This is a genomic window from Sporolactobacillus sp. THM19-2 (assembly GCF_004153195.1).
Taxonomy (GTDB): Bacteria; Bacillota; Bacilli; order Bacillales; family Sporolactobacillaceae; genus Sporolactobacillus.
In genome coordinates, this window is the sequence record NZ_SEMC01000012.1 from 46,598 (window position 1) to 68,075 (window position 21,478).

At 44.7% G+C, this 21,478-nt stretch carries 25 protein-coding genes; 15 read left to right on the plus strand and 10 right to left on the minus strand.

The genetic code is table 11. The features are described 5' to 3' along the window. Nucleotides 1-22: 22 nt before the first annotated feature. Nucleotides 23-136: a YjcZ family sporulation protein gene (locus EWH91_RS09755; RefSeq protein WP_129929858.1), complete on the minus strand. Its 114-nt coding sequence runs from the start codon at nt 134-136 to the stop codon at nt 23-25. A 525-nt stretch (nt 137-661) separates the two neighbouring features. Between EWH91_RS09755 and EWH91_RS09760 the strand changes: the two genes are divergently transcribed. Then, a complete protein-coding gene (locus EWH91_RS09760) occupies nt 662-1,147 on the plus strand; it encodes a Dps family protein (RefSeq protein WP_129929859.1) in 486 nt (161 codons plus the stop codon). A 319-nt stretch (nt 1,148-1,466) separates the two neighbouring features. Beyond that, on the plus strand, nt 1,467-3,560 hold the full coding sequence (locus EWH91_RS09765) for a peptidoglycan D,D-transpeptidase FtsI family protein (RefSeq protein ID WP_129929860.1): 2,094 nt from the start codon (nt 1,467-1,469) through the stop codon (nt 3,558-3,560). 69 nt (nt 3,561-3,629) lie between these two features. Here the strand turns inward: EWH91_RS09765 and EWH91_RS09770 are convergent, their stop codons facing one another. Both EWH91_RS09770 and EWH91_RS09775 read right to left on the minus strand, forming a co-directional pair. Further along, nucleotides 3,630-4,151, minus strand: a complete 522-nt coding sequence (locus tag EWH91_RS09770) for a hypothetical protein (RefSeq protein ID WP_129929861.1) — start codon at nt 4,149-4,151, stop codon at nt 3,630-3,632. Nucleotides 4,152-4,159: 8 nt separating this feature from the next. Beyond that, the gene (locus EWH91_RS09775; protein WP_129929862.1) at nt 4,160-4,366 is read right to left on the minus strand and encodes a hypothetical protein; all 207 of its coding nucleotides are present in this window, start codon (nt 4,364-4,366) and stop codon (nt 4,160-4,162) included. Between the two features lie 265 nt (nt 4,367-4,631). Between EWH91_RS09775 and rpmG the strand changes: the two genes are divergently transcribed. The 3 genes from rpmG (at nt 4,632) to EWH91_RS14480 (ending at nt 5,641) form a co-directional block, all read left to right on the plus strand. Continuing rightward, nucleotides 4,632-4,781, plus strand: a complete 150-nt coding sequence (rpmG, locus tag EWH91_RS09780) for a 50S ribosomal protein L33 (protein WP_129929863.1) — start codon at nt 4,632-4,634, stop codon at nt 4,779-4,781. Nucleotides 4,782-4,855: 74 nt separating this feature from the next. Next, on the plus strand, nt 4,856-5,419 hold the full coding sequence (locus EWH91_RS09785; protein WP_240697323.1) for a 5-formyltetrahydrofolate cyclo-ligase: 564 nt from the start codon (nt 4,856-4,858) through the stop codon (nt 5,417-5,419). Between the two features lie 66 nt (nt 5,420-5,485). Then, complete coding sequence (locus EWH91_RS14480; protein ID WP_165364296.1) at nt 5,486-5,641, plus strand: hypothetical protein; 156 nt, start codon at nt 5,486-5,488, stop codon at nt 5,639-5,641. 16 nt (nt 5,642-5,657) lie between these two features. Here EWH91_RS14480 and EWH91_RS09790 read toward each other — a convergent pair whose 3' ends face one another. Beyond that, complete coding sequence (locus tag EWH91_RS09790; RefSeq protein WP_129929864.1) at nt 5,658-6,497, minus strand: hypothetical protein; 840 nt, start codon at nt 6,495-6,497, stop codon at nt 5,658-5,660. A 169-nt stretch (nt 6,498-6,666) separates the two neighbouring features. Between EWH91_RS09790 and EWH91_RS09795 the strand changes: the two genes are divergently transcribed. After that, nucleotides 6,667-7,650 (plus strand): ROK family glucokinase, encoded by a 984-nt coding sequence (locus tag EWH91_RS09795; RefSeq protein ID WP_129929865.1) that lies wholly within the window; start codon nt 6,667-6,669, stop codon nt 7,648-7,650. Nucleotides 7,651-7,746: 96 nt separating this feature from the next. Beyond that, nucleotides 7,747-8,475 carry a class I SAM-dependent methyltransferase gene (locus EWH91_RS09800; protein ID WP_165364297.1) on the plus strand — a complete coding sequence of 243 codons (729 nt, stop codon included), beginning with the start codon at nt 7,747-7,749 and terminating at the stop codon, nt 8,473-8,475. Between the two features lie 105 nt (nt 8,476-8,580). On the opposite strand, the gene EWH91_RS09805 is transcribed toward EWH91_RS09800, so the two are convergent. The 6 genes from EWH91_RS09805 to comGC all read right to left on the minus strand — a co-directional run bounded on the left by EWH91_RS09805 (nt 8,581) and on the right by comGC (nt 10,741). Next, nucleotides 8,581-8,781 carry a YqzE family protein gene (locus EWH91_RS09805; RefSeq protein ID WP_129929867.1) on the minus strand — a complete coding sequence of 67 codons (201 nt, stop codon included), beginning with the start codon at nt 8,779-8,781 and terminating at the stop codon, nt 8,581-8,583. Nucleotides 8,782-8,855: 74 nt separating this feature from the next. Beyond that, a complete protein-coding gene (gene comGG, locus EWH91_RS09810) occupies nt 8,856-9,233 on the minus strand; it encodes a competence type IV pilus minor pilin ComGG (protein WP_129929868.1) in 378 nt (125 codons plus the stop codon). After that, entirely contained in the window at nt 9,226-9,678 is a 453-nt protein-coding gene (locus EWH91_RS09815) for a ComGF family competence protein (RefSeq protein WP_129929869.1), read from the minus strand. The genes comGG and EWH91_RS09815 overlap by 8 nt, the downstream gene beginning before the upstream one ends. Continuing rightward, entirely contained in the window at nt 9,675-10,001 is a 327-nt protein-coding gene (locus EWH91_RS09820) for a type II secretion system protein (RefSeq protein ID WP_129929870.1), read from the minus strand. Before EWH91_RS09820 ends, EWH91_RS09815 begins: the two co-directional genes overlap by 4 nt. Then, the gene (gene comGD / locus EWH91_RS09825) at nt 9,985-10,422 is read right to left on the minus strand and encodes a competence type IV pilus minor pilin ComGD (protein WP_165364298.1); all 438 of its coding nucleotides are present in this window, start codon (nt 10,420-10,422) and stop codon (nt 9,985-9,987) included. The genes EWH91_RS09820 and comGD overlap by 17 nt, the downstream gene beginning before the upstream one ends. After that, on the minus strand, nt 10,403-10,741 hold the full coding sequence (gene comGC / locus EWH91_RS09830; protein ID WP_129929872.1) for a competence type IV pilus major pilin ComGC: 339 nt from the start codon (nt 10,739-10,741) through the stop codon (nt 10,403-10,405). Before comGC ends, comGD begins: the two co-directional genes overlap by 20 nt. Nucleotides 10,742-11,145: 404 nt before the next feature. On the opposite strand from comGC, the gene EWH91_RS09835 reads away from it, so the two are divergent. The 8 genes from EWH91_RS09835 to EWH91_RS09870 all read left to right on the plus strand — a co-directional run bounded on the left by EWH91_RS09835 (nt 11,146) and on the right by EWH91_RS09870 (nt 21,098). Next, nucleotides 11,146-12,462: a L,D-transpeptidase family protein gene (locus tag EWH91_RS09835; RefSeq protein WP_240697324.1), complete on the plus strand. Its 1,317-nt coding sequence runs from the start codon at nt 11,146-11,148 to the stop codon at nt 12,460-12,462. A gap of 22 nt (nt 12,463-12,484) precedes the next feature. Then, the gene (locus EWH91_RS09840; RefSeq protein ID WP_165364299.1) at nt 12,485-12,880 is read left to right on the plus strand and encodes a thiol-disulfide oxidoreductase DCC family protein; all 396 of its coding nucleotides are present in this window, start codon (nt 12,485-12,487) and stop codon (nt 12,878-12,880) included. Nucleotides 12,881-13,093: 213 nt separating this feature from the next. Continuing rightward, on the plus strand, nt 13,094-13,762 hold the full coding sequence (locus EWH91_RS09845; RefSeq protein WP_129929875.1) for a TetR/AcrR family transcriptional regulator: 669 nt from the start codon (nt 13,094-13,096) through the stop codon (nt 13,760-13,762). After that, nucleotides 13,759-17,991, plus strand: a complete 4,233-nt coding sequence (locus EWH91_RS09850) for a 2-hydroxyacyl-CoA dehydratase (RefSeq protein WP_129929876.1) — start codon at nt 13,759-13,761, stop codon at nt 17,989-17,991. The genes EWH91_RS09845 and EWH91_RS09850 overlap by 4 nt, the downstream gene beginning before the upstream one ends. 164 nt (nt 17,992-18,155) lie before the next feature. After that, nucleotides 18,156-18,578 carry a CBS domain-containing protein gene (locus EWH91_RS09855; protein WP_129929877.1) on the plus strand — a complete coding sequence of 141 codons (423 nt, stop codon included), beginning with the start codon at nt 18,156-18,158 and terminating at the stop codon, nt 18,576-18,578. Nucleotides 18,579-18,918: 340 nt separating this feature from the next. Continuing rightward, nucleotides 18,919-19,308 (plus strand): GntR family transcriptional regulator, encoded by a 390-nt coding sequence (locus tag EWH91_RS09860; protein ID WP_129929878.1) that lies wholly within the window; start codon nt 18,919-18,921, stop codon nt 19,306-19,308. Beyond that, complete coding sequence (locus tag EWH91_RS09865) at nt 19,305-20,378, plus strand: DUF5808 domain-containing protein (RefSeq protein WP_129929879.1); 1,074 nt, start codon at nt 19,305-19,307, stop codon at nt 20,376-20,378. The genes EWH91_RS09860 and EWH91_RS09865 overlap by 4 nt, the downstream gene beginning before the upstream one ends. Nucleotides 20,379-20,399: 21 nt before the next feature. Further along, entirely contained in the window at nt 20,400-21,098 is a 699-nt protein-coding gene (locus EWH91_RS09870; RefSeq protein ID WP_129929880.1) for a YhfC family intramembrane metalloprotease, read from the plus strand. The last annotated feature ends 380 nt before the right edge of the window (nt 21,099-21,478 follow it).

Genomic DNA, 21,478 nt, shown 5'->3' on the forward strand with positions numbered 1-21,478 from the left:
TGGCTGCTAAGCGGTTCCATTATTAATAGCAGAATGCTGTACCAACAATGATCAGCAGAATGAACAGGACAACAATCAGGGCAAACCCCTTAGAATGATCGAAACCGCCGTAGCCACCGTATCCACCATCACTCATGAGCGACACCTCCTTATCACGTGATAATGCATTATATTATATCAAGGGCGAAGTGGAAGGGACAGATGAATGAAGGAAAAAGCCTATTTGGGAATAATACAAGTTGACTTTCTTGCGGAGTAGACTGCTAAGGCGAAGGAATTGAAATTAAATGTCTGAAGATTTATATGGGATCTTCTTATGCTTTCTCAACAGGGCAGAATCCCTCTTCCTCTTAAATTACATGCTTTATGTTTTTAGTTGTGTCCGTAAAGAATATTGCGTGGTTTTCCTGCAGTCATTTAAGCGATCGGGAGGCAGAGAAACATTGTCAGTTTGTCTTTCAATCCGTGTACCCCGTTGTATTCGAAAGGCTCAGAAGGAGCTGCTTTATTGATCCTTCAGAATCGTGTTCAGCCATCGGTTTTTTAAAATGAAATCCCCTCACAAATAGAGACTTTATAGTGGACAAGGCCCGGGATTTATATTATTATAATTATTGTTAAATAATAATTATTATAATATAAATAACAAGGAGTGGTACACTTGACCATAACACAAAGTAAAACAACGAAAACATTTTTGAATCAGCAGGTCGCTAATTATGGACTGTTTTACACAAAAATCCATCAATTTCATTGGTATGTTAAAGGACACAACTTTTTTGCACTTCATGAAAAATTTGAGGAATTGTATAATCAGGTGACGTTGATTCTTGACGATATTGCCGAACGCCTCCTGCAAATTAACGGCCGGCCCTATTCGACACTTCGAGAATTCCTTGAACATGCGACGATAAAGGAAGATCCATACACAAAGCCGTTGTCTGAAAACGAAATGGTTCAGACTGTGGTCGATGATCTTGAAACCCTGAGAAACGAACTCGTTGAAGGCATCTCTCTGTCAGATAAAGAGGGTGACGATGTAACGAACGATATGCTGATTGCAATTAAGGGTAAGGTAGATAAAGAACTGTGGTTCTTTAGTTCATTTCTGGGCAAAGATCCGGTTCCTCAGATCAGCGTAAAATGAGTCAGCCAGTCGGACGATAAAAAGCGGAGTGCCAACAGGCATTTCGCTTTTTTGGTACGCCCGGATATACTCGGTCGCCATTTTCAGGGGATTATATTTGTTCCTGACGGGTTCTGAAATACTTTGACAGGGACAGGAGACGAACGTAAAATGAATTCATGAGATGAAATAAAAGCATCTGATTATCACGTGACTTATTTTCATATTTTTAATCATTTCAACTGATTTCAATGGAAAAAAAAACAAAACGGACTTCGAATATTTATATCAGCTAGAGTTAGGCTAATCGGCTGTCAAACAGGTACAGGAGGACACGGTTTTGACCAATCAGACAGTAAAAAACAAGGGGACAAAAAACAATCTGCCTCTCAGACTCAATATTATTTTTCTAACCGTATTTCTTGCTTTTTCCGGTCTGATTCTGCGTCTGGGCTACGTCCAGATCGTAAATGGGGAACATTATAATAAAATGTTGCATGCGAGTGATACTCAGACAGCCCGTATTGACTCCGCACGCGGAAAAATCATGGATACGAATGGAACCATTCTGGCAGACAACAAAGCAGAGCTGGCGATTGTTTATATCCGAAATCTGGGGATCAGCGGCGCAGAGAGCCTGCAAATTGCCAAAAAGTTATCCCGACTGATTACAATGGATAGCGATGCAATGGAAAGAGTATCTGACCGGGATAAACGAGAATTCTACATTTTGAACAAATATCCTGATTTGCGGAAAGCTTATAATCAATATTTAAGTACTGAAGAGCAGAATAATCTGGAAAAGAAGCCATCTCAGGCTTATAAACTTCTGCTCAGCCGGGTTCCGGAAAAGAACATCAGCCATTTTTCAAAAAGAGATATGCAGGTTATGGCTATTATGCACGAATTTAATCAGGCGTCCAATCTGAACCCGCACATCATCAAAAGAGGCCTGACTGTGAGTGATAAGGAATATGTCAATGTTGTGGATCACCTTGATGAATTCAACGGGACGATACAGACGGCCGATGTTTCTTCCCGTGTTTATACGAAAAATGCACCGAAATACATTGGCAAGATTGGCGACATCCCACAGGAAAAGATTGACAACTACCTTGCCGCCGGCTACAGACGGGACGATAAGGTGGGCATCAGCAAGTTAGAACAGCAATATGAGTCTTATCTTCGCGGGATACCGATGGAACTGACTTATAACACAAAGAAAGGCGTTCCGACCGGAAATCCGACCATCAAGGAAGGAAAGCGTGGAGATGATGTCCGGCTGACCATAGATATCCGTCTTCAGGATAAAATGAATCAGATCCTGGAATCCAATATCAAAGCGGCGATGTCTCTTCCTGGAAATAATCTGAACAACAGTGCTTACGCTGTTGCCTTGAACCCGAAAACAGGCGCTGTTCTGGCGATTGGCGGTAAAAAGTTTGAGAACGGAAAATTCACAGATGCAACGAATGAAGCAATCAATGCCCAGTTTGCTATGGGTTCCGCGGTTAAAGGGGCGACGGAGCTGACCGGCTTCCAGCATCATGCTGTTCCCGAGCACTTCCGCGATATGCCAATCGAATATGATGAATCAACAGGGCAGAGATTATTTACATCCTGGGAGAAAGGCGGCCTGGGTGCTCTGACGCCCGAAACAGCCCTTCAGTTTTCTTCCAACGTATTTATGGCGAAAATTGTATCCAACATGGCCGGGATCACACTCACACCAGCCGGAGGTCGTTATAAGGCCAACCTGCCGTATGCCACAACCCCACGCTTTATCCAGGCTGTAAATAACTTAAGAAATGGGTATAACCAGTTTGGTCTCGGCGTAAAAACCGGTATTGACCTGCCGACAGAAGGAACAGGATATAATGGCGGCATGCCCCCGCAATCCGGTCTGATTCACCAATTTGCGATTGGACAGTATGACACGTATACGCCGCTCCAGATGGCACAGTATATCTCCACAATAGCTAATGGCGGGTATAGGATGCAGACGCATTTTCTCGAATCCGTCCATGCACCGGGAAGCGATCCAAACCAGCCGGGTCCAACCGTTTATACCTATCAGCCGCGTGTTCTCAACACGCTTGGAAATAATAAAAGGGACCTTGAAAGGGTGCAGCATGGTTTGTATCTGGTTACCCATGGAACGGGTGGAACCGGGAACGTGGTCTTGGGAGCTCCGGGAACTCAAAAATACAAGATCGCTGCAAAGACCGGGACCGCTCAGATTGACCAGAATGATCTGAGTCTCTATAACGAAACGCTGGTATCCTATGCACCTTATGACAATCCGCAGATTGCCGTTTCTGTCGTTGTCCCTTCAGTAAGAAGCGGGCGGCAAAACCAGCAGATCGCCCTTGAAGTCATCAAAGCTTATGACGATTTATATCACTACACAGATCAGAAGGGGCAGAAGAAATAATCGTCTTTCCTCTTAAATTTAACGAAAAAAAATAACAGCCGTACGGAAATTCTTCCGTACGGCTGCCTGTTAATTCTGATGGTTTTTCGTAATAACCTGAGCTATCTTTTCAACTGACATATCACTGGAAACAGTAAATGTGCCAAGTTGAACATATTTTTCCAGCTTCTTATCCTGGAGATACTTATCAAGAGCTTTTTTCTTATCCGAATTAATAACCTTGGCACTGACCAGACTGCCTGATATGTCGCCTGGCGTCATACCACTTTTGATATTCAGTTTATATGATTTAACATCGGGTTTCGCTTTTGAATTCTTATCGCTGCTGTTATTATTCTTATCACTCTGATTATTTTTTGATGTTGCTGTTTTCATATCTGCCTGCCACTGGTTCCAGGCATCAATATCTATCGCTTTACGGTGATGATTCGTTAAGTATTGGGTAACTGTTGCTTCTGTCAAAGGAGTTTGTTTGACCACTTTAGCGGACTGAGACTCACCCTCATTAAAGATCAGGTAGTAAAAGAATGCAAACACAGCTGCTGCAACGAGAATCCCGGCGGCGAATCCACGTATTCCGTTTTTCGTCACTTATTCATTCACCCTTTAAAATTTTTCCGGTCTCCGACCATGACTTCCTCTTCGAGAACACGGATCTTTTTCTTGACCTTATATAGTTCCTGCATCATGGTGATTGAGTTTTCTTCCAGCTGACCTTCTACCTGTTTCACACGGTCCTGTTTGAAATAGGACACGCCCAGTGCGATCAGACCGGCTATCACCAGAATCAAGATAACATAACCCATTTAAACCCCCCCAATACTTTTTAAAGCATAACACTTCTATTGCCGGATTACCGGCCAATATCAATCACTAACATACCATTTATATCATAACTTGGTCTGCTGCGGAAGAAGATAAGGGAAAAAGAAAGAAGAATGTAAAATAAATTGAAAATAATGGCGAAAATGGAAGAAGCCATGGGGGTTGAACCTCGTCATGATATTTGGTAATATGAATTGTATGTTTCTGTTATATCGATATATAGATGAGTATTGGAGGGATATAAGCATGCGTGTAAAAGTCATTCTTGAAAATACGGAAACCGGCGATCGTGATTACATTACAACAAAGAACAAACAAAAGAATCCGGAACGTCTGGAATTAAAGAAATACAGCCCAAAGCTGAGAAGGTATGTCCTTTATCGCGAAACCAAATAAGGTTTCCTGAACTTGAAAGCCGCAAATGCCTTTCATAAGGTGGTTTGCGGCTTTAATTTACCGGGAGGATCCTATTGAAGACAAAAAAACAATGGCGTGAACGCGTGCTTAACCAGCTGAAATTAATGAGTGATCAATCTTTTGATGACCAGTGCCGGAAGATCCGTGAATCCCTGTTTCAGGCTGATCAGTGGAAACGGACCGGAACGGTGGCACTCACGCTCTCCATGGGCCGTGAAGTGGAAACGCGTCCGATTATCCGTCGTGCATGGAAAGAACATAAGCATGTGGTCGTACCCAAATGCGATTCAAAACACAAAATACTTCAATTTTACAGACTGAGTTCATTTGATCAGTTGCAGCGGGGCTTTTATGGCCTAATGGAACCTGATCCCGAAAAATCTGAACGGGTCTTTCCATCAGAAATTGATCTGACGGTTGTCCCCGGTGTTGTTTTTGACAGAAAAGGGTATCGAATAGGATACGGTGGGGGTTACTATGACCGCTTCCTCAGCAATTATTGCGGAGAAACGCTCTCCTTACTTTTATCCTGTCAGCTCTGCAGCGGTATCCCTGTGGAAGCCCATGATCAGAGGGTCGGCATGCTGATAACAGAGAAGGAAGTCATCATCCCCTGAGCGCATGAATGGAATCGGTATGTGGCACACTAAACCGGTATGATTCAGCTGAGAGGATGTTTCTATATGAAAAAAAGTGGGTGGCTTCCTGAATTCTTAATTCTGATTATCGTCGTTTATATCTTCTGCAGAAGAAAAGTTCTTTTTGAGATGGTGCTGTTCATGCTCGGAGGTCGGTGCCTGTATAAACTGGTCAGAGAACAACATTTTCTGAAAACCTGACTCATCTTCTCTGTATTTAAAATTGTTGTCTGAGAAGTGCAATCTGATAATTAGACGTCTGAATGACAACAAGCAGGTGATCCGGTCCGATCAGTAAAAGAGGCATCAAACTTCCGACCGGAGACTGCAGTCTGCCGTCCGGTGTCTGAATTCCCCGTACCATTGTTTTATAAATCCCCTCCATCAATTGGCCACTGATTCGCTGCGCCCCTTCACCTGATGATGGAAAGACTTCATCTGATGATTTTGAGAATAATTCGGACAGCGGAAAGACGTGGTATTTTTCGCGCGCGATCCCATACTGTTTTACAGCCTCTGCCAGAAGATCAGACTGTTCTTTATTAATCTTATTATGATAACTCTGCCTCAGCTTTATTTCCCGTTTCGACCGGGCCTGTTTAAAGGTATAGAGCTTGCCGCCGATTTGTCCGGCATAGATCCTGTCACCGGATCGTGTTATTTTCCCGTAAATCAAGTCATCTTCGTGTACCTCAGCCTGATGCATGCTCAGACTTTCATAAAAACCCGGGTCGATTTTAACCGACCGGCTTTTAAAAAGCGAAATCCGGTTTCTCTCCCAATGATTTATAATAGCAATCAATCGATTGTTTTTGTACAATATAGAGAAATCCTGAAGCAGGTAAACGCGGCGATTAACGCTCGATCCGACGCTCCAGTTCACACGGTTGTTTTCCTGCTTCAGCCGCGTTTCGGCCTGGTTGAAGGTGATGCTGCCGGTAGCAGGAAAATAGGTAATGGCCGGTCTATCCTGAAACGTGGCCGTTCTGGAGATCAGTAAGACTGGAATGAGAAGGATAAATGCAGCGATAAGGGTGAACCGGAAAAAGTGACGCAACAGGCCTGACCTCCTTATAGTACGAGCATATTCTAAAGGGCGGGGAATCATGACCGGTCTCTCCGGTCTAATGGACGATTGTTTAAAATGTTAATGATTTACCATTGGCAAATCACCTTATATGAGTAAAAATAGAAGAATGAGGTAAATATTAAAGGTGGAGATCATTATGGTGGAAATGATTAATATTGGTGTCGATTTAGGCGGTACAACAATCAAAATGGCATTAATTGATGATAATGGGAAAATGATTGACAAATGGGCCATTCCGACCAACACGATTGATAATGGCAGCCATATCACGGGGGATATCAGCACCAGCATTGTGAAAAAACTTGCCCAGCTGAATTATGACCGGCAGCAGGTAAGAGGAATAGGTATGGGTGCACCGGGTTTTATTAATATGGATACCGGGTTTATTTATAAAGCCGTGAATATTGGGTGGGAAAATTATCCACTCAAGGACGAACTTGAGAAATCAACGGGATTACCTGTCATTATAGATAATGATGCCAATATGGCCGCTTTGGGAGAAATGTGGCAGGGAGCCGGAAGGGGTGCGAAAGATATCATTTGTGTCACCTTAGGTACCGGTGTAGGCGGTGGAATTATCTGCGGTGGTGAAATTCTTCATGGCGCCAGCGGTATGGCAGGTGAGATTGGCCACATCACCGTCGTTCCGAAATTCGGTGCACCCTGTAATTGCGGGAAAAAGGGTTGCCTTGAAACGGTCGCATCTGCTACCGGTATCCGGCGACTTGCACTGGAAGCTCTTGACTACAATGATTCCGACAGTATTCTTCGAGATATATTTGAAGAAAAAGGCGACATATCCGCTGAAGATGTCTTTAACTGTACAGCAAAGGATGATCCGCTTTCCGCAGCCGTAGCGGATAAAGCAATACGTTATCTGGGTTATGCGCTTGGCGCGATATCCATCGTGATTAATCCGGAAAAAATCGTCATTGGCGGCGGTGTTTCCCACGCAGGAGATACACTGCTTGTTCCGCTCAGAAATTATTTCAATAAGTATTCCTTGCCCAGGGTTACAGAAGCTTGTTCAATCGATATTGCCAAACTGGGGAATGATGCCGGAGTCATTGGCGGTGCATGGCTGTCTAAAACAAAAATAAAACAGATGCACACAGCCTGATACTGAGCAGGCACTTTATCCTTCATTCACCATCCATACTGTCCGATCATATCCTGTCAACTAAGGGAGCAGGGTCAGGATGGAGGGAATGGTGCTGTGAATGAACGAAAGAACCGATATATTGATTTTCTGGCTCAATTAGGTGTGGATCATGCGCATCCGGGTGGACGAAGCCTGAGTGAAGCTATCATTCGGACCCTGCCGATTCAGGCTGTCGATGACGTTCTGGATATCGGTTGCGGGACCGGAGCAACAGCTCAATATCTTGCAGATCAAACAAAAGCTTCAGTAACTGGCATCGATCTCCATCCCCAGATGGTGAAAGCCGCAAAAAAAAGATCCGAACAGTCTCTGAACCCGTTTCGCGTGGTACATGGATCAGCAGAATCACTGCCATTCAGGGACAAGGCATTTGACTGGCTATTCTCAGAATCTGTTACTGCATTTACTCATTTGTCCCGGTCACTTCCGGAATATTTTCGTGTACTGCGCTCAGGAGGTCAGCTGTTTGCTGTTGAAATGACTGTGGAACAAAAACTTCCGGAACAGGATAAAAGAAAGATATGTGATTTTTATGGTGTTCCGGATTTGTATACAACGACGGAGTGGGAAAACCAGTTAAAGAAGAGTGGATTTTTTGAAGTACATGTTCTGGAAGGAAAAGACTTTTTCTTTCGTCAGAAGATATCGGAATTTCCTCTTTCTTTAATTACGAAACGTCTGAGTGAGGAAGCACTGAAAATTTGGATGGGACACCTTGCAACGGTAAACACATACCAAAGTGTACTGAACTACAGAATATATCATGCTATGAAGAAAAACTAGCCAACTGGCAAATTGCCGTCGTCATAAGCCTTTTATTCTGAACCTTATTAAATTTTATACCATCATAAAAATCCTGTCTGGTCATCTTCAGACAGGATTTTTCCGTTATCTCTTTTTTGAAAAAAATGGTTTTAATCGGGCCACATAATTCTCGATCGCGTTCGGAATCTGGCCAAAAAGCTGGTTTCTGACAGGGAGTCGCTGCTCTCGATGCTCCTGTCTCGTCTGCTTTCGTTCGGCACGCGGCCGCTCCATATAACGGACAAACTGCTCCGTAAGAAACTTTACATACTCTTCGGGTTTCAAAACGAAAGAGTCCTTTCATCAGTTTTTCTGGATACAGCGTGTCCATTTTTGCACGTGTTTATACATTCAGAGCATTATGGATTTGCTTTCTCAAACCAGGTGACAGGCTGGCCGTCAGGAAGACGGTAAATTATCCGATCCGTCTCCGTATTCTGTCCAGAGTAAACCGTAAAAGTGACAGCAACCTGGTCACTGCCTTTCAGTGCTGTGAAGGTCACAGTACCGGAATCATAGCTAAAATGTCCGCTTTCAGGGAGTGATGTACTGCGTACGCGTTCCCCAATCTCGGCAAGTGCATTTTCTCTTAACTGCTGAATCTGAAAATGAGCGTAAGAGGATTGAAAAAAATTTCGGTCACTTGCCATCAGAAAAATCGCGTGAAAAACGAAAGCGATCAGAAGTGTTGAAACGAACAAGGTGACCGGGAGAATAAAACCGTTCTGATTAGTCAAAGGAATGGTTAACTGCCTCCTTACCAAGATAAGTACTGTCTACCAGAAAATAAGATCGATGCTGCTGATCCACTAGATGAATAAACAGGTATCTGCCATCGGTGTCGAACCGCACGCTTTTTATTCTCTGCAGGACAATCTCATACCCTCTGTCGTCAACGGACCGGACCAGCCGACCCTTTGAATCAAGTTTGTACGTGATTTCCTGATCATCTTTCAAAATAATCAGCGTCCTGTTGCCATCTGAACAACTGATCGCATTTGATTGATGCAGTTCCAGTGCAGTCTGTGAAAGGAAAATAGTGATTTCTTTTCTCAGGCCGACATCATCCTGAAAACGGCTGGCCAGTATTCCTGCTGCACAGGTCACGAGCAGGAGGACGATCGAGAATATGCTGAGTCCTAATAATGTCGACAGGAGTGTGAATCCATCCTGTTTTTTCATTTTCTTGCCTCACTGCGTAACTGATAGTGCCGGTTGTCATAAGTCCAGCTGACGGAAAGAATGGCTTCCTTCCCGGTTTTTTTCTCCCATTTCAGGTCAAAAGGATAGCTGGAAACAGGCTCAGGAATGGACTCAGGCGAGGCTTTCCATCTGACGAGATGATAACGGAGGAGTTGCAGTGCCTCCGTTTTTTGCTGAATCACCTGACGTTCTCGGTAGACATGAGGGATGACCGGCAAGAGCATCAGGATGACGATCGTGAGGATACAAATGGACAGGGCTGCTTCTGTAAAAAATACACCACGTTCAGCTTGCTTTGTCAATTCTGAATCTCCCCTGTCCAAGGTAAATGATCAGCTCATATCGAATATTTCCGAGAAAAAAAGCATAGGTCCCTGATTGAGAAAAAGTTCCCTGAGAGGTGATAAAAATCGTCTTTTTGTTTAAATTACTCGCCATCCACAGCCGTGGATGCAGCGGCTTTTTGGTTTCTTTCCGATTTTTGAGTACGGAAAAATAATCCTGATCTGTGTTAAAAATAATTTTGATCATGGTGGATGAAGAAATGGCATCCATCTGTGCATCACTTATCGTCTCGCGCAGCTCCTCTGAAAAATGCTTCATATTCTGTTCGTCTGCGGTTCGGGACAATGCCAGAAAAGAGATGGGTGCAAGAATGCTGATAACAGACAGAACAATTAATAGTTCCAGTATTGTAAAGCCTTTAGTCTGATACGGGGGCATGAACATCACCTGTTGTCGCATCATACGTTAACGCCGCACCGTCCGGAGTCGTCACGGTGTCAAGATAGCCTTCCGTGATCAGTGTATCAAGGTCCGGAGGCAGAGCCCCGTCATGATCCATCTTGTATGCAGCGACCTGTGCCTGAACGAGTTCAACAGTAGCTTCTGTGCCCTTATTTTGAACCACCCCCTGTGTTTTTGTCATTTGCGGAACGGCGATCAGAAGAAGTATGGAAATAATCATCAATACAACCATCATTTCGATCAGTGTGAACCCGCGCTGCGCTGTAAGAACCAGTTTACGAACTTTGTTCAGCATCAATAAAACCCCTTTTGACAGTGACTGTTTTTGGGGAGGGGGGCGGCTATAAAGCTCTGGAAAATGAACAGAAATGATCGATGGGGAATGAGCAAAAATCATAAGGGCAGATAAAACAACGAGGTTCATTTGGGGTACAGGCTAATACTTTGACATCAGCATCTCGTTTTCCTTCATTTAATTGTGTCGGGACTGTGAACAATAATGAAACAACTTGATCTATCAGACTTGTTAAAAAAACTGGAAACGATTAAAGTAGACATATTGTTACACCAGTGAAACCTTTTTGTAATAGACAGGGTAGATTAATAGTTATCCCGAACCTGAGGTGAGAAAAAATCAAAAGAAAAACTGTTTTACTCATAGCTGTTCCCGTCCTTACTGCGGTACTGATTCTTGCAGGGGTGACCTATTATCAGTCCACTCATTTTAACAGACATGTCAGCATTAACGGCATTCAGGTTGGCGGACTGAATAAACATGATGTGATTCATAAGCTAAAAAATGTCCATCTGAAAAATGATATCTATATTGGCGAAGAAAGGATTTTCAATGGCGCTGATACGGAAACAGGCTTCTCATCTGAAGATTTGCCTGAGATAGAAAAGCTGCTGAATAAGCAAAAGACCTGGTGGCCTTCCTCGAAAGAAAATCACTTTACAGTATTGCCTGCCAAAGCGGATCAGAACCGGATTCAGACGCTGAGAAAACAGGCAGAGACGAAACTTAACTCGCTGAATAAAAAAAGACAGGCACCGGTGGATGCTGCGGCTTCACTGGTAAACGGCCGGGTGATCATCACAAAAAGCAAAAAGGGCAACCAGTTTGATGTCGAAAAAATGTTGGATAGTTTTGACAAAAAATCCAGTCACAGTGATATCCATCTGGAACCCGTGTATCTTCAGCCGCTTGCAGAAGACAGCCCGACCGTTAAGAAGGAAATGAAGTCGTTACAGGAATTACTTCAGCGGACTGTGGTTTATCAGGTACAGAATAAAAAATACCCGTTACCTGCAAAGACGCTGATCAGGAATGCTTCGGTGACGAAGGATTTAAAAGTAAAAGTTGATCCCGAGCCTTTACGTGCTAAGATTGGGGAAATCAACCGTTCCCAGTCCACGTTGCATAAAAACTTTCCCTTTCGGACGCATTCAGGAAAGAACATCACAGTTAAAGGGCAATCCTATGGATGGACAATTGATGTGGACAAAGAGAGCGCCCGCCTGAAAAAGGCGTTTGAGACAGGCGAAAAATCATTGCGTGCCTATTATGTCTACGGTGTCGGCTACAGCACCTATGGAATTGGTTATCATACCACTGAGAATAACGGGATAGGGTATACGTATGCCGAAGTATCGATTGAAGATCAGCGTATCTGGATTTATAAAAACGGGAAAATGGTGCTGACAACCCACGTGGTGACAGGACGACATGATACCCGAGAGGATACACCGAAGGGATTATGGTATATTATGTACAAAGAATCCCCCTCAACACTTGAGGGCAGTGAGGCGGGGAATCCGAATTATTCAGTTAAGGTTTCTTACTGGGCGCCTTTTACCATGAGCGGATGTGGATTCCATGACGCAGGATGGCGCAAAAACTGGGCGAAGGATGCCTATATTCATAACGGTTCCGGAGGATGTGTCAACACACCGCCAGCTGTCATGAAGACCGTCTATGAAAATCTTGAACAGAACGAGCCGGTGATTATCTATTAACAAGGTTTACGGAGGGATCAGGTTGAATCATGAAACGGCCGATAAACTGATCATTCTATATGATAACTGGTGTCCTCTGTGTGTGGGAATAAAAAATCATCTGGAAAAGCTGGACTGGTTAAGCAGACTGAAGCTGATTGGCTTCAGAGATCAGGAAAATCTGAAGGATCTGGCTGCAGATGGAAAGAATCTGGCAAAGCGTCTGCATGTCATTAGCGGGAAAACATCGGAAATATTTTCAGGCATAGATGCCGTTATGGCTATCACATTACGGGTTCCGCTGCTCTTACCAGCCTGGCCGGTTCTCTATTTGTTGAATAAAATGGGTCTGGGCAGCAGGCTCTATGACTGGATTGCTACCCGGCGTAAGATCATTCCGGTCGGCAGATGTAAGGATGAAAATTGCAGGCTGAAGTGACAAAATGTACAAGAGAAGGAGAATCCTCTGATCAGAGGGTTCTCTTTTTCTTCACTTGCGGTGATTTTCAGGTGCGAAAACGGTTTTTATAAAAATATGACAATAAAAGGAACAAATTCTGATTCTCATTTTATCTGGAATGAAATGGGTTACAATCAAACTGAACGGTACAGTTCCGATCAGGTCAAATTTATGCGATGGAAGGGTGAGGCCATGAACCGGAATGCTCAATCTTCAAGAGCCCGGAAAAAGAAGAATCAGATCCTTCAGGCAGCCAAAAAGCTCTTTCTGGAAAAAGGTTTTGCCGCAACAAGTATTGATGAAATCAGGGAACAGGCTCGCGTTTCCAAGCAAACGATCTATTCCTACTATGAAAGTAAAGAGGACTTACTGTTCGATGTGATTGAACATCAACTTTTTCTTTTGTCTGACGATGCATGCTCAGAAATGTTAAAAAAACTGGATTTTTCAACTCCTCCTGATGTTGAAAAATCCCTTGTACTCTTCTCCAGGAATCTTCTGGACCATTTTATGCAGGTCGATTATCTGAAACTGGCCCGAATGGTCGTGGCTGAAGTGGTACAGTTCCCGGAACTTGCCCGGCTTTTTCGTGATGCGGTACCTGTGCGTGGTCTGAATAATGTCGAAAAACTACTGATGAAGGCCAATCAGTCTCCATGCGTCACCATCGACAATATTGAAATCGCCGCACGGAGTCTCGTCGGAACGCTCATTACTTATGTTTTTATTGACGGAGTACTTTCAGAAAGCAAAGGTTCGAATGCGCTTACAGATGAACAAATCAGAAATATTGTTCGCTTTTATTTACCATCTATTCTGACAACACATGTTTTCATCCGGCAGGAGGGAGATCATTCATGAAATTGCAGGTGGGTCTTGATATTGGATCGACTACAGCGAAAATGGTAGCGATCAATCCGGAACATAAACTGGTTTTCAAATCCTATCGCAGACATTTTTCTGAAATCAAAAAAACGGCTGTACAGCTGCTCCATTCTTTATTTAAAAAATTTCCATCAGCGGTTCTGCAGCTTCATGCAAGCGGATCATCTGGCATCAGTCTGTCGGAGGAACTCGGGGTGCCCTTTGTGCAGGAAGTCGTCGCCTGCACTCAGGCGGTGAAAGCACGGAATCCGAATATTGATGTCGTGATTGAACTTGGAGGTGAAGATGCCAAAATTATCTACCTGACACATGGTATGGAACAGCGGATGAATACAGCCTGTGCCGGGGGCACCGGTGCGTTTATTGATCAGATCGCCTCTCTGCTTCAGACAGATGCCGCAGGGTTAAACAAACTCGCAGAAGGGGCGGAAAGAATTTATCCGATTGCTTCGCGCTGCGGCGTCTTTGCTAAAACGGATATACAAGCCCTGGTGAATGACGGTGTACGCAAAGAGGATATTGCAGCCTCTGTTTTTCAGGCCGTTGTGAATCAGACGGTTTCGGGACTTGCCTGCGGCCGCCCGATCAAGGGCAACGTGGCCTTTCTCGGGGGTCCGCTGACTTTTTTGCCAGAACTCAGACATCGATTCATGGAAACCCTGAATCTGACACATGAGCATGTCATGGAGTCAGATGATGGTCAGTATTTTGTTGCGATAGGTGCAGCCATGGCGGATTCATCGAACGACAGTATCGATATCGGAAAGTTCATCGGCCAGCTGGAAACGATGAACAAGGCCTGCCGTTCCGTGTCTGTCGGCAGACAGGACGCTCTATTTAACAGCCCTGAAGAATGGGAAACTTTCAAACAGCGCCATGCCAGGGCCAGGGTGCATAAAGGATCTCTTGAAAATTACAGAGGGAACAGTTTCCTGGGGATTGATGCCGGATCCACGACAACGAAGATTGTTCTGACCGGCCGGAATGATGAGATCCTCTATTTTTATTATGACAACAATAAAGGCAATCCGATTGAGTCGGTCAGAAAGGGTCTGCGCCGGCTGTTTGAACAGCTGCCTGATCAGGTTCATATCGCCAATTCAGTAGTGACCGGTTACGGTGAAAAATTGATTCAGGCTGCTTTTCAGATTGACAGTGGTGAAGTGGAGACGATAGCTCACTATCGGGCGGCCAGGAAATTTCAGCCGGATGTGGACTTTATTATTGATATTGGCGGTCAGGATATGAAATGCATGAAGGTTAAGGACGGAGCAATAGACAGGATTATGCTGAATGAAGCCTGCTCCTCCGGCTGCGGATCCTTCCTTGAAAATTTTGCCGACACACTGGGGTATTCGGTCAAAGAATTTGCACGGCTGGCCCTGTCTTCAAAGGCTCCGGTGGAACTGGGTTCAAGATGTACGGTATTCATGAATTCAAAAGTCCGTCAGGTGCAGAAGGAAGGTGCCGGTATTGCCGATATTTCTGCCGGTCTCGCCTATTCTGTCGTCAGCAATGCATTATTTAAAGTGATCAAGATGAGAAATGTCGACGAAATGGGAGACCATATTGTCGTTCAGGGCGGGACATTTTTAAATGACGCGGTCCTTCGTGCTTTTGAAAAAATGACAGGGAAAGAAGTGGTCCGTCCGGATTTATCCGGGCTGATGGGGGCCTATGGCTGCGCTCTTCTGGCCCGGGAAAGGAGCAGGGAAAAAGCGGACTCTTCGCTGCTCTCAGCGGATAAAATTGATTCGCTGACTGTTAAAACGAATCACGGGAGATGCAGAGGATGCCAGAATCGCTGCCGTCTGACGATTACCCGCTTTCCTGATAAACGGATTTTCATATCCGGTAATCGCTGTGAAAGGGGGGCAGGGAAGGCCAAAAAGAAAATTACCGTTCCAAATCTGGCGGAAGAAAAACTCCATGTTCTGTTCGACCGGCCCTCACTTAAAGCTGAGGACGCCGTGCGTGGAACGATCGGCATCCCGCGTGTGCTGAATATGTATGAAAACTACCCCTTCTGGCATACCTTTTTTACCGAATTGAAATTTCGCGTGGTCCTTTCTGATCCGTCCAGCCGGCGAAATTTTGTGAAAGGGATGGAAACCATTCCGTCAGAGGCCGTGTGTTACCCGGCGAAACAGGTACACGGACACATCATCAATCTGATCGAAAAAGGGGTATCCGTCATCTTTTATCCTGCGGTTGTTTATGAGAAACAGGAGAGTGTCGATCAGGATAACCACTATAACTGCCCGATTGTCTCCTCCTACCCTGAAGTGATACGCGTCAATATGGATATTCTTGCGGAAAAAGGGATCCGCTTCATTCAGCCATTTGTTTCACTGGATAAACCGTCGGCACTGATTCGTGAACTGCATGCCTGCTTCCCGGATATTCCATACAGCGAATTACGTCAAGCTCTGAGTAAAGCCAAAAAGGAAGACATGGCTTTTCATGCCTGGATCCGCCACCGGGGTGAAGAAGTGGTAGCAAAGCTTGAAGATTCCGGTCAGACAGGGATTGTACTTGGAGGGCATCCATACCATCTGGATCCCGAAGTGAATCATGGCATTCCAAATGAAATTGCTAGGATGGATATGGCTGTTCTGACAGAAGATTCGGTCTGCCACCTCGCGAAAAAAAGAATATCCCGGAGTGTCGTGAATCAATGGACTTATCACAGCAGACTGTACCGTGCTGCAGAGGCTGTTAATGAGCATCCGAATCTTGAACTTGTTCAGATCACCTCATTTGGTTGCGGTCTGGATGCTATTACAACTGAAGCGGTTCAGGAAATACTGGAACGTGGCCATAAACTGTATACATGGATTAAGATGGATGAAAACGGCAACCTCGGCGCTGTACGGATCAGACTTCGCTCTCTGAAAGCGGCGATCAGAGAACGAAAAGGTCAGCCGGACCAGAAACTTCCTGACGGTCCCCCTTCATCTGCACCTGTTTTCAGCAAAGAAGACAGAAAAGGATATACGATTCTGGCTCCGCAGATGATACCGGCTCACTTTGCTTTGTTTGAGAAAGCCTTCGCTCTGCACGGATACCACCTCGAAGTGCTGAAAAAGATGAGTACCGCTCAGGTCGAAGAAGGTCTGAAATATGTCAATAACGACGCCTGTTATCCGGCTATACTGACCGTCGGACAGCTGGTAGCGGCTCTGAAATCCGGTAAATATGATCTGAAAAGGACCGCCGTGATTCTGACTCAGACAGGCGGAGGGTGCCGGGCGACAAACTATCTGGCGTTACTGAAAAAGGCGCTGATCAGCGCCGGTTTCGCCAATGTTCCGGTCATCTCACTCAATCATTCGACTGCTCTTAATCAGCAGCCAGGATTCAAAATTACCCTGCCGCTTGTTAAAAAGCTGGTCGTTTCCGCCTGCCTTGGTGATTTGCTTCTGAAGCTCAGATTTGCCATCCGGCCGTATGAAGAAGAAAAAGGATCAGCCGACAGAATGTTTCACCTGTGGCTCTCCCGTTGTTCCAATCTGCTGGAAACATTTACGATGAATAAGTATCGAAGAACAATTAGCGCTATTATCGCCGATTTTAATCAGATCCCTGTACACTCGGAACAAAAGCCGAAAATTGGTATTGTCGGAGAAATTTATGTTAAATTCAGCCCATTTGCCAATAACCATCTGATTGAAACCATTGAGTCCGAAGGCGGAGAAGCCGTTGTTCCAGACTTTGTAAATTTCTTCCTCTATGGACTGTACAATCGCACATTCCGCCGGGATCATTTTGGGAAGGGCGAAGTGCCAGTTCTGATCGGAGACATTGCTACTCAATATATTGAGCATTACCGGGCACCGGTCCGTCGTGCACTGGCAGAAAGCGGACGCTTCGAGCCGCCGAAACGCATTGACGAGATTGCGAAGAAAGCCTCAGGAATATTAAGCATCGGCAATCAGATGGGCGAGGGCTGGCTGCTTCCGGGTGAAATGGCCGAACTGATTGACTCCGGTTGTAAAAACGTGATTTGCGTTCAGCCTTTTGCCTGTTTGCCGAACCACATTCTTGGCCGCGGCATGTTCAATGCGCTGAAGAAAAACCATCCGGATGCCAATCTCGTCTCCATTGACTACGATGCCGGATCAAGCCAGATCAACCAGGTTAACCGGATCAAATTAATGATCAGTGTTGCCAAATCAAATATGTTACAGCATGCGGGTGAGTAATATATTGAAAATATGCTGGCAGAGAGGAATAATTTGACGGCATGTTTTCTTCACTTAATGATGAAAGCGCTATCAACATTTGATCTTGTTTTCCTGTATAATATGATTATCAGAGGTATTTTCAGATGTGATTAAAAAACAGATGAAAGCAGGGGAGAATTTATATGAACGCAGCTTTCCTGATTACTCCGAAAAGCGAAGTGAAGTACGTGTACGATCATTGGACGATGAGACAGGCAATGGAGAAAATGGAACATTATCGCTACTCAGCCATCCCGATTCTGAATAAAAAGGGGAAGTATATCGGTACGTTGACAGAAGGGGATCTGCTGTGGGAATTAAAAAATCACCAGGATCTCGATTTTAAGGATACTGAGGATATTCCGCTGAGCTCTGTCGAGAGATACAGGGACATTCAACCTATCTCCATTGATGTAGAAATTGAAGATATCCTTGAGAACTCTCTTTCTCATAATTTTGTTCCTATTGTAGATGATCTCGGGGTATTCATCGGCATTATCAGGAGACGCGAAATCATTTCATATTTGATGCAGCTGCGGAAAAAAGAACATTCGGAAACGATCTGAACATGCGGGGATAAAAAGCTGTCAGGTTATTCCGAGACAGCAAAGGTAAAACTGAATTGGAGAATGTTAAACTAAGGAATGTTGAACCAAATCCGGGGAAAAGGGTACCGTAACTGAAAAAAAACACATCGAAACTTGAAAAGTCTAGCCAGGTTTCAGTCAAACGAATAATTGAAACAATTCCATGAGTAATAAAAGACGATGGCATGTACAGTGAACCTACCATCGTCTTTTTTTGTAGCCATCTTTTCTTAGCCAGTCATTTAATAAAGGAGTTGCTTGCCATTTTTCTATCTGTTCTATATAATATATAACAGATGGAACGAAAGGATAGAAATACATGCTGCTCAACATCGATTTTGCCTCAGATGAAGCGATTTATATGCAAATACGAAACGGCATTGTCTCAGGAATTGCCATGGGCCGGCTTCAGGATGGGGATCCTCTCCCGTCGATTCGCACGCTCGGGGCAGAAATCGGCGTGAATCTGCATACAGTCAACAAAGCATACAAATTGCTTCAAAGTGAGGGATTTATAGAAATTCAGCGTAATCGGGGAACATTCATTCATGCAGGGAATGCAGCAAAAAATACGGCGCAGTTTCTTGAAACGACGGGAGATTCCCTGCACGATATTGTGTCTGAGGCAGTTACACGCCATGTGGACCGGGCGGTTATTCATAAAATGGTTGACAATCTGTACGACGAACTGGGGAGGGAGAGGAATTGAGTGGCAGCAACATCACTATTCAAGTGACCCTTTTTTTCATCGCATGTATGGTTCTCATGCAACCGTGGTTCTCCAGAAAGAATGTGCTGTTTGGTATCGTCTTCGCAAGCAGTGAGATATGGCATCATGACCGGGCAAAAAAGATCCGGCTGCGTTATTTGCGGGAAGCAGGTACCGGTATCGTTGTCATCTGCCTTATTTCCCTACTTTACTTCATTCTTGCTGCACCGGCGGGAGCGGAAGAAGCCGTTGCATCAGGACTAACAATTTTGTCCCTATTAATTATTGCGACTCTGGCGTTTGCTGCTGCCAACAAGCGGACGAGAGTGTTCAAAAGCACGCTAACTCCCGATAGCCGTTTGGTTTTCAATAAAATGATCATTGACACCTCAATGAATGAAAAAAAGATCGTACTTTCTTCTGTTTGGTTATTATTATTGCTTCCGCTTTTTCTTGTGACGCTGACCGTAGCCATGTTCGGCTATGACATCATGCCGGAGAATATCCCTACACATTATAGTTTTACTGCTGTAGATGCGTGGTCGACTAAATCGTGGCTAGTTGTTATGCTTCCGGTCATTATTGAAGGCCTGCTTGTCGGCATCATTTTGGCCTGCTGTCTTTTTACACGCCGTGCCCCATCATCTGTCCGCGGTAATCCAGAGGCATCACCTGATGCATACCGGTTCAGGAAACTGATGGTTATCACGCTGATCATTATTGGCGTCTTACTTGAACTAAGTTTTCTTTTAACGGAAATCAGTTTTATTTGGCCAATTTCGCCATTGTGGTTTCTCTTGCCAAGCGTGATCGAGCTGATCTTACTTTGTGCGACTTTTCTGATGTACTTCAGATATGTGCGTGTAAAGAAGCCATCAGGACAGATATTGGACGACGATCACAAATGGGTGCTGGGGCTGTTTTACTACAATCCGTCTGATCCATCTGTCTTTGTGGAAAAACGTGTGGGTATTGGTTATACGGTCAATTTTGCCCGACCGATTGCCTGGATATTTATGACTGGAGTGCTCCTTTTTCCGATTCTAATGATGATCATTTCAAACATTTAAAACAATGAAGGGATCGATTCGATGGTCAGTGTATGGTCGATGGTCGGCATGTTTTTTACGATGCTGATACCGCTTGCAGCTTTTGTCGGCATACTCATTTGGTTTCTCCTTCATCACAAGACAGGAGTGAAGCCGTTTCTGATCGGAGCAGGTGTCTTTCTCATATTTGTACTGTTGCTGGAGGGGCTACTGAACCGTTTTCTCCTGAATTGGGAAGGGGTAACGGCTGATTTTTTCAAAAATCCATGGGCGCTAGCCATCTATGGAGCACTGGCGGCGGGCATTTTCGAAGAGACAGGCCGCCTGATCGCCTTCAAGTTTTTCTTTAAAGGAACACGGGAGTGGAAGCACGGCATTGCTTATGGACTCGGGCACGGCGGAGTGGAAGTGGTCGTCATCGGTTGTCTGCTGGCCTTGACACAAATCAACAATGTGGCGCTTTCACTCATGATCAACAACGGAACGTTCAGCTCTGTACAAAAGACGGTAGCCCATATCCCCGAACAGGCTGCTGCGCTTAATCACGCGAGGGAACAGCTTATCAATCTTCCGCCATGGATGTTTTACCTCGGCGGAATTGAACGAGTGGATGCCCTGTTCATTCAGCTTGCCTTGTCTGTCCTTGTTCTGTATGCCGTGGTGAATCGGCGCTATATAATCTTTTATCCGCCCCTCTCCTGCATGCCCTGGTGGACTTCACCGGCCCTTTTTTCAAAATGATACATATACCCATATGGGCGACAGAAGGAGTCATTACCCTCTATGCGGCTGTCGCTGTCATTTTTCTGATTCAGATGAAGAAAACTTGGCGAAGCCAAGCTTCTGGAGCCGGCTGAATCTTAGTTGCACTAATACTATAATCCCTTTAATTTTTATACTTTATCCTAGAATATTCATGGCCCGCGGTATGAACTTTACTTGTCGTTGAGCCACCAAGGTTTACAGCGATTTTCACTTTTCACCTGAAAAGTGAAAAAAGGAAATGAAAAAGGAGCTCATTCCTTGTATGATTAAGTTAAGCGAAACCAAACATACAGGGGGCTCCTCATATGTCCAGTGTAAAGGAATCAACGTTCCACTTCAATAAAAAGATTAAGGCC

Bases quoted from the DNA above. Each gene is read 5' to 3' on its own strand.
- EWH91_RS09755 (WP_129929858.1), bottom strand. From the start codon at position 136: ATGAGTGATGGTGGATACGGTGGCTACGGCGGTTTCGATCATTCTAAG.
- EWH91_RS09775 (WP_129929862.1), bottom strand. From the start codon at position 4,366: ATGGGTTATGTTATCTTGATTCTGGTGATAGCCGGTCTGATCGCACTG.
- rpmG (WP_129929863.1), top strand. From the start codon at position 4,632: ATGCGTGTAAAAGTCATTCTTGAAAATACGGAAACCGGCGATCGTGAT.
- EWH91_RS14480 (WP_165364296.1), top strand. From the start codon at position 5,486: ATGAAAAAAAGTGGGTGGCTTCCTGAATTCTTAATTCTGATTATCGTC.
- EWH91_RS09795 (WP_129929865.1), top strand. From the start codon at position 6,667: ATGGTGGAAATGATTAATATTGGTGTCGATTTAGGCGGTACAACAATC.
- EWH91_RS09815 (WP_129929869.1), bottom strand. From the start codon at position 9,678: ATGAAAAAACAGGATGGATTCACACTCCTGTCGACATTATTAGGACTC.
- comGD (WP_165364298.1), bottom strand. From the start codon at position 10,422: ATGCCCCCGTATCAGACTAAAGGCTTTACAATACTGGAACTATTAATT.
- comGC (WP_129929872.1), bottom strand. From the start codon at position 10,741: ATGCTGAACAAAGTTCGTAAACTGGTTCTTACAGCGCAGCGCGGGTTC.
- EWH91_RS09845 (WP_129929875.1), top strand. From the start codon at position 13,094: ATGAACCGGAATGCTCAATCTTCAAGAGCCCGGAAAAAGAAGAATCAG.
- EWH91_RS09850 (WP_129929876.1), top strand. From the start codon at position 13,759: ATGAAATTGCAGGTGGGTCTTGATATTGGATCGACTACAGCGAAAATG.
- EWH91_RS09855 (WP_129929877.1), top strand. From the start codon at position 18,156: ATGAACGCAGCTTTCCTGATTACTCCGAAAAGCGAAGTGAAGTACGTG.
- EWH91_RS09860 (WP_129929878.1), top strand. From the start codon at position 18,919: ATGCTGCTCAACATCGATTTTGCCTCAGATGAAGCGATTTATATGCAA.
- EWH91_RS09870 (WP_129929880.1), top strand. From the start codon at position 20,400: ATGGTCAGTGTATGGTCGATGGTCGGCATGTTTTTTACGATGCTGATA.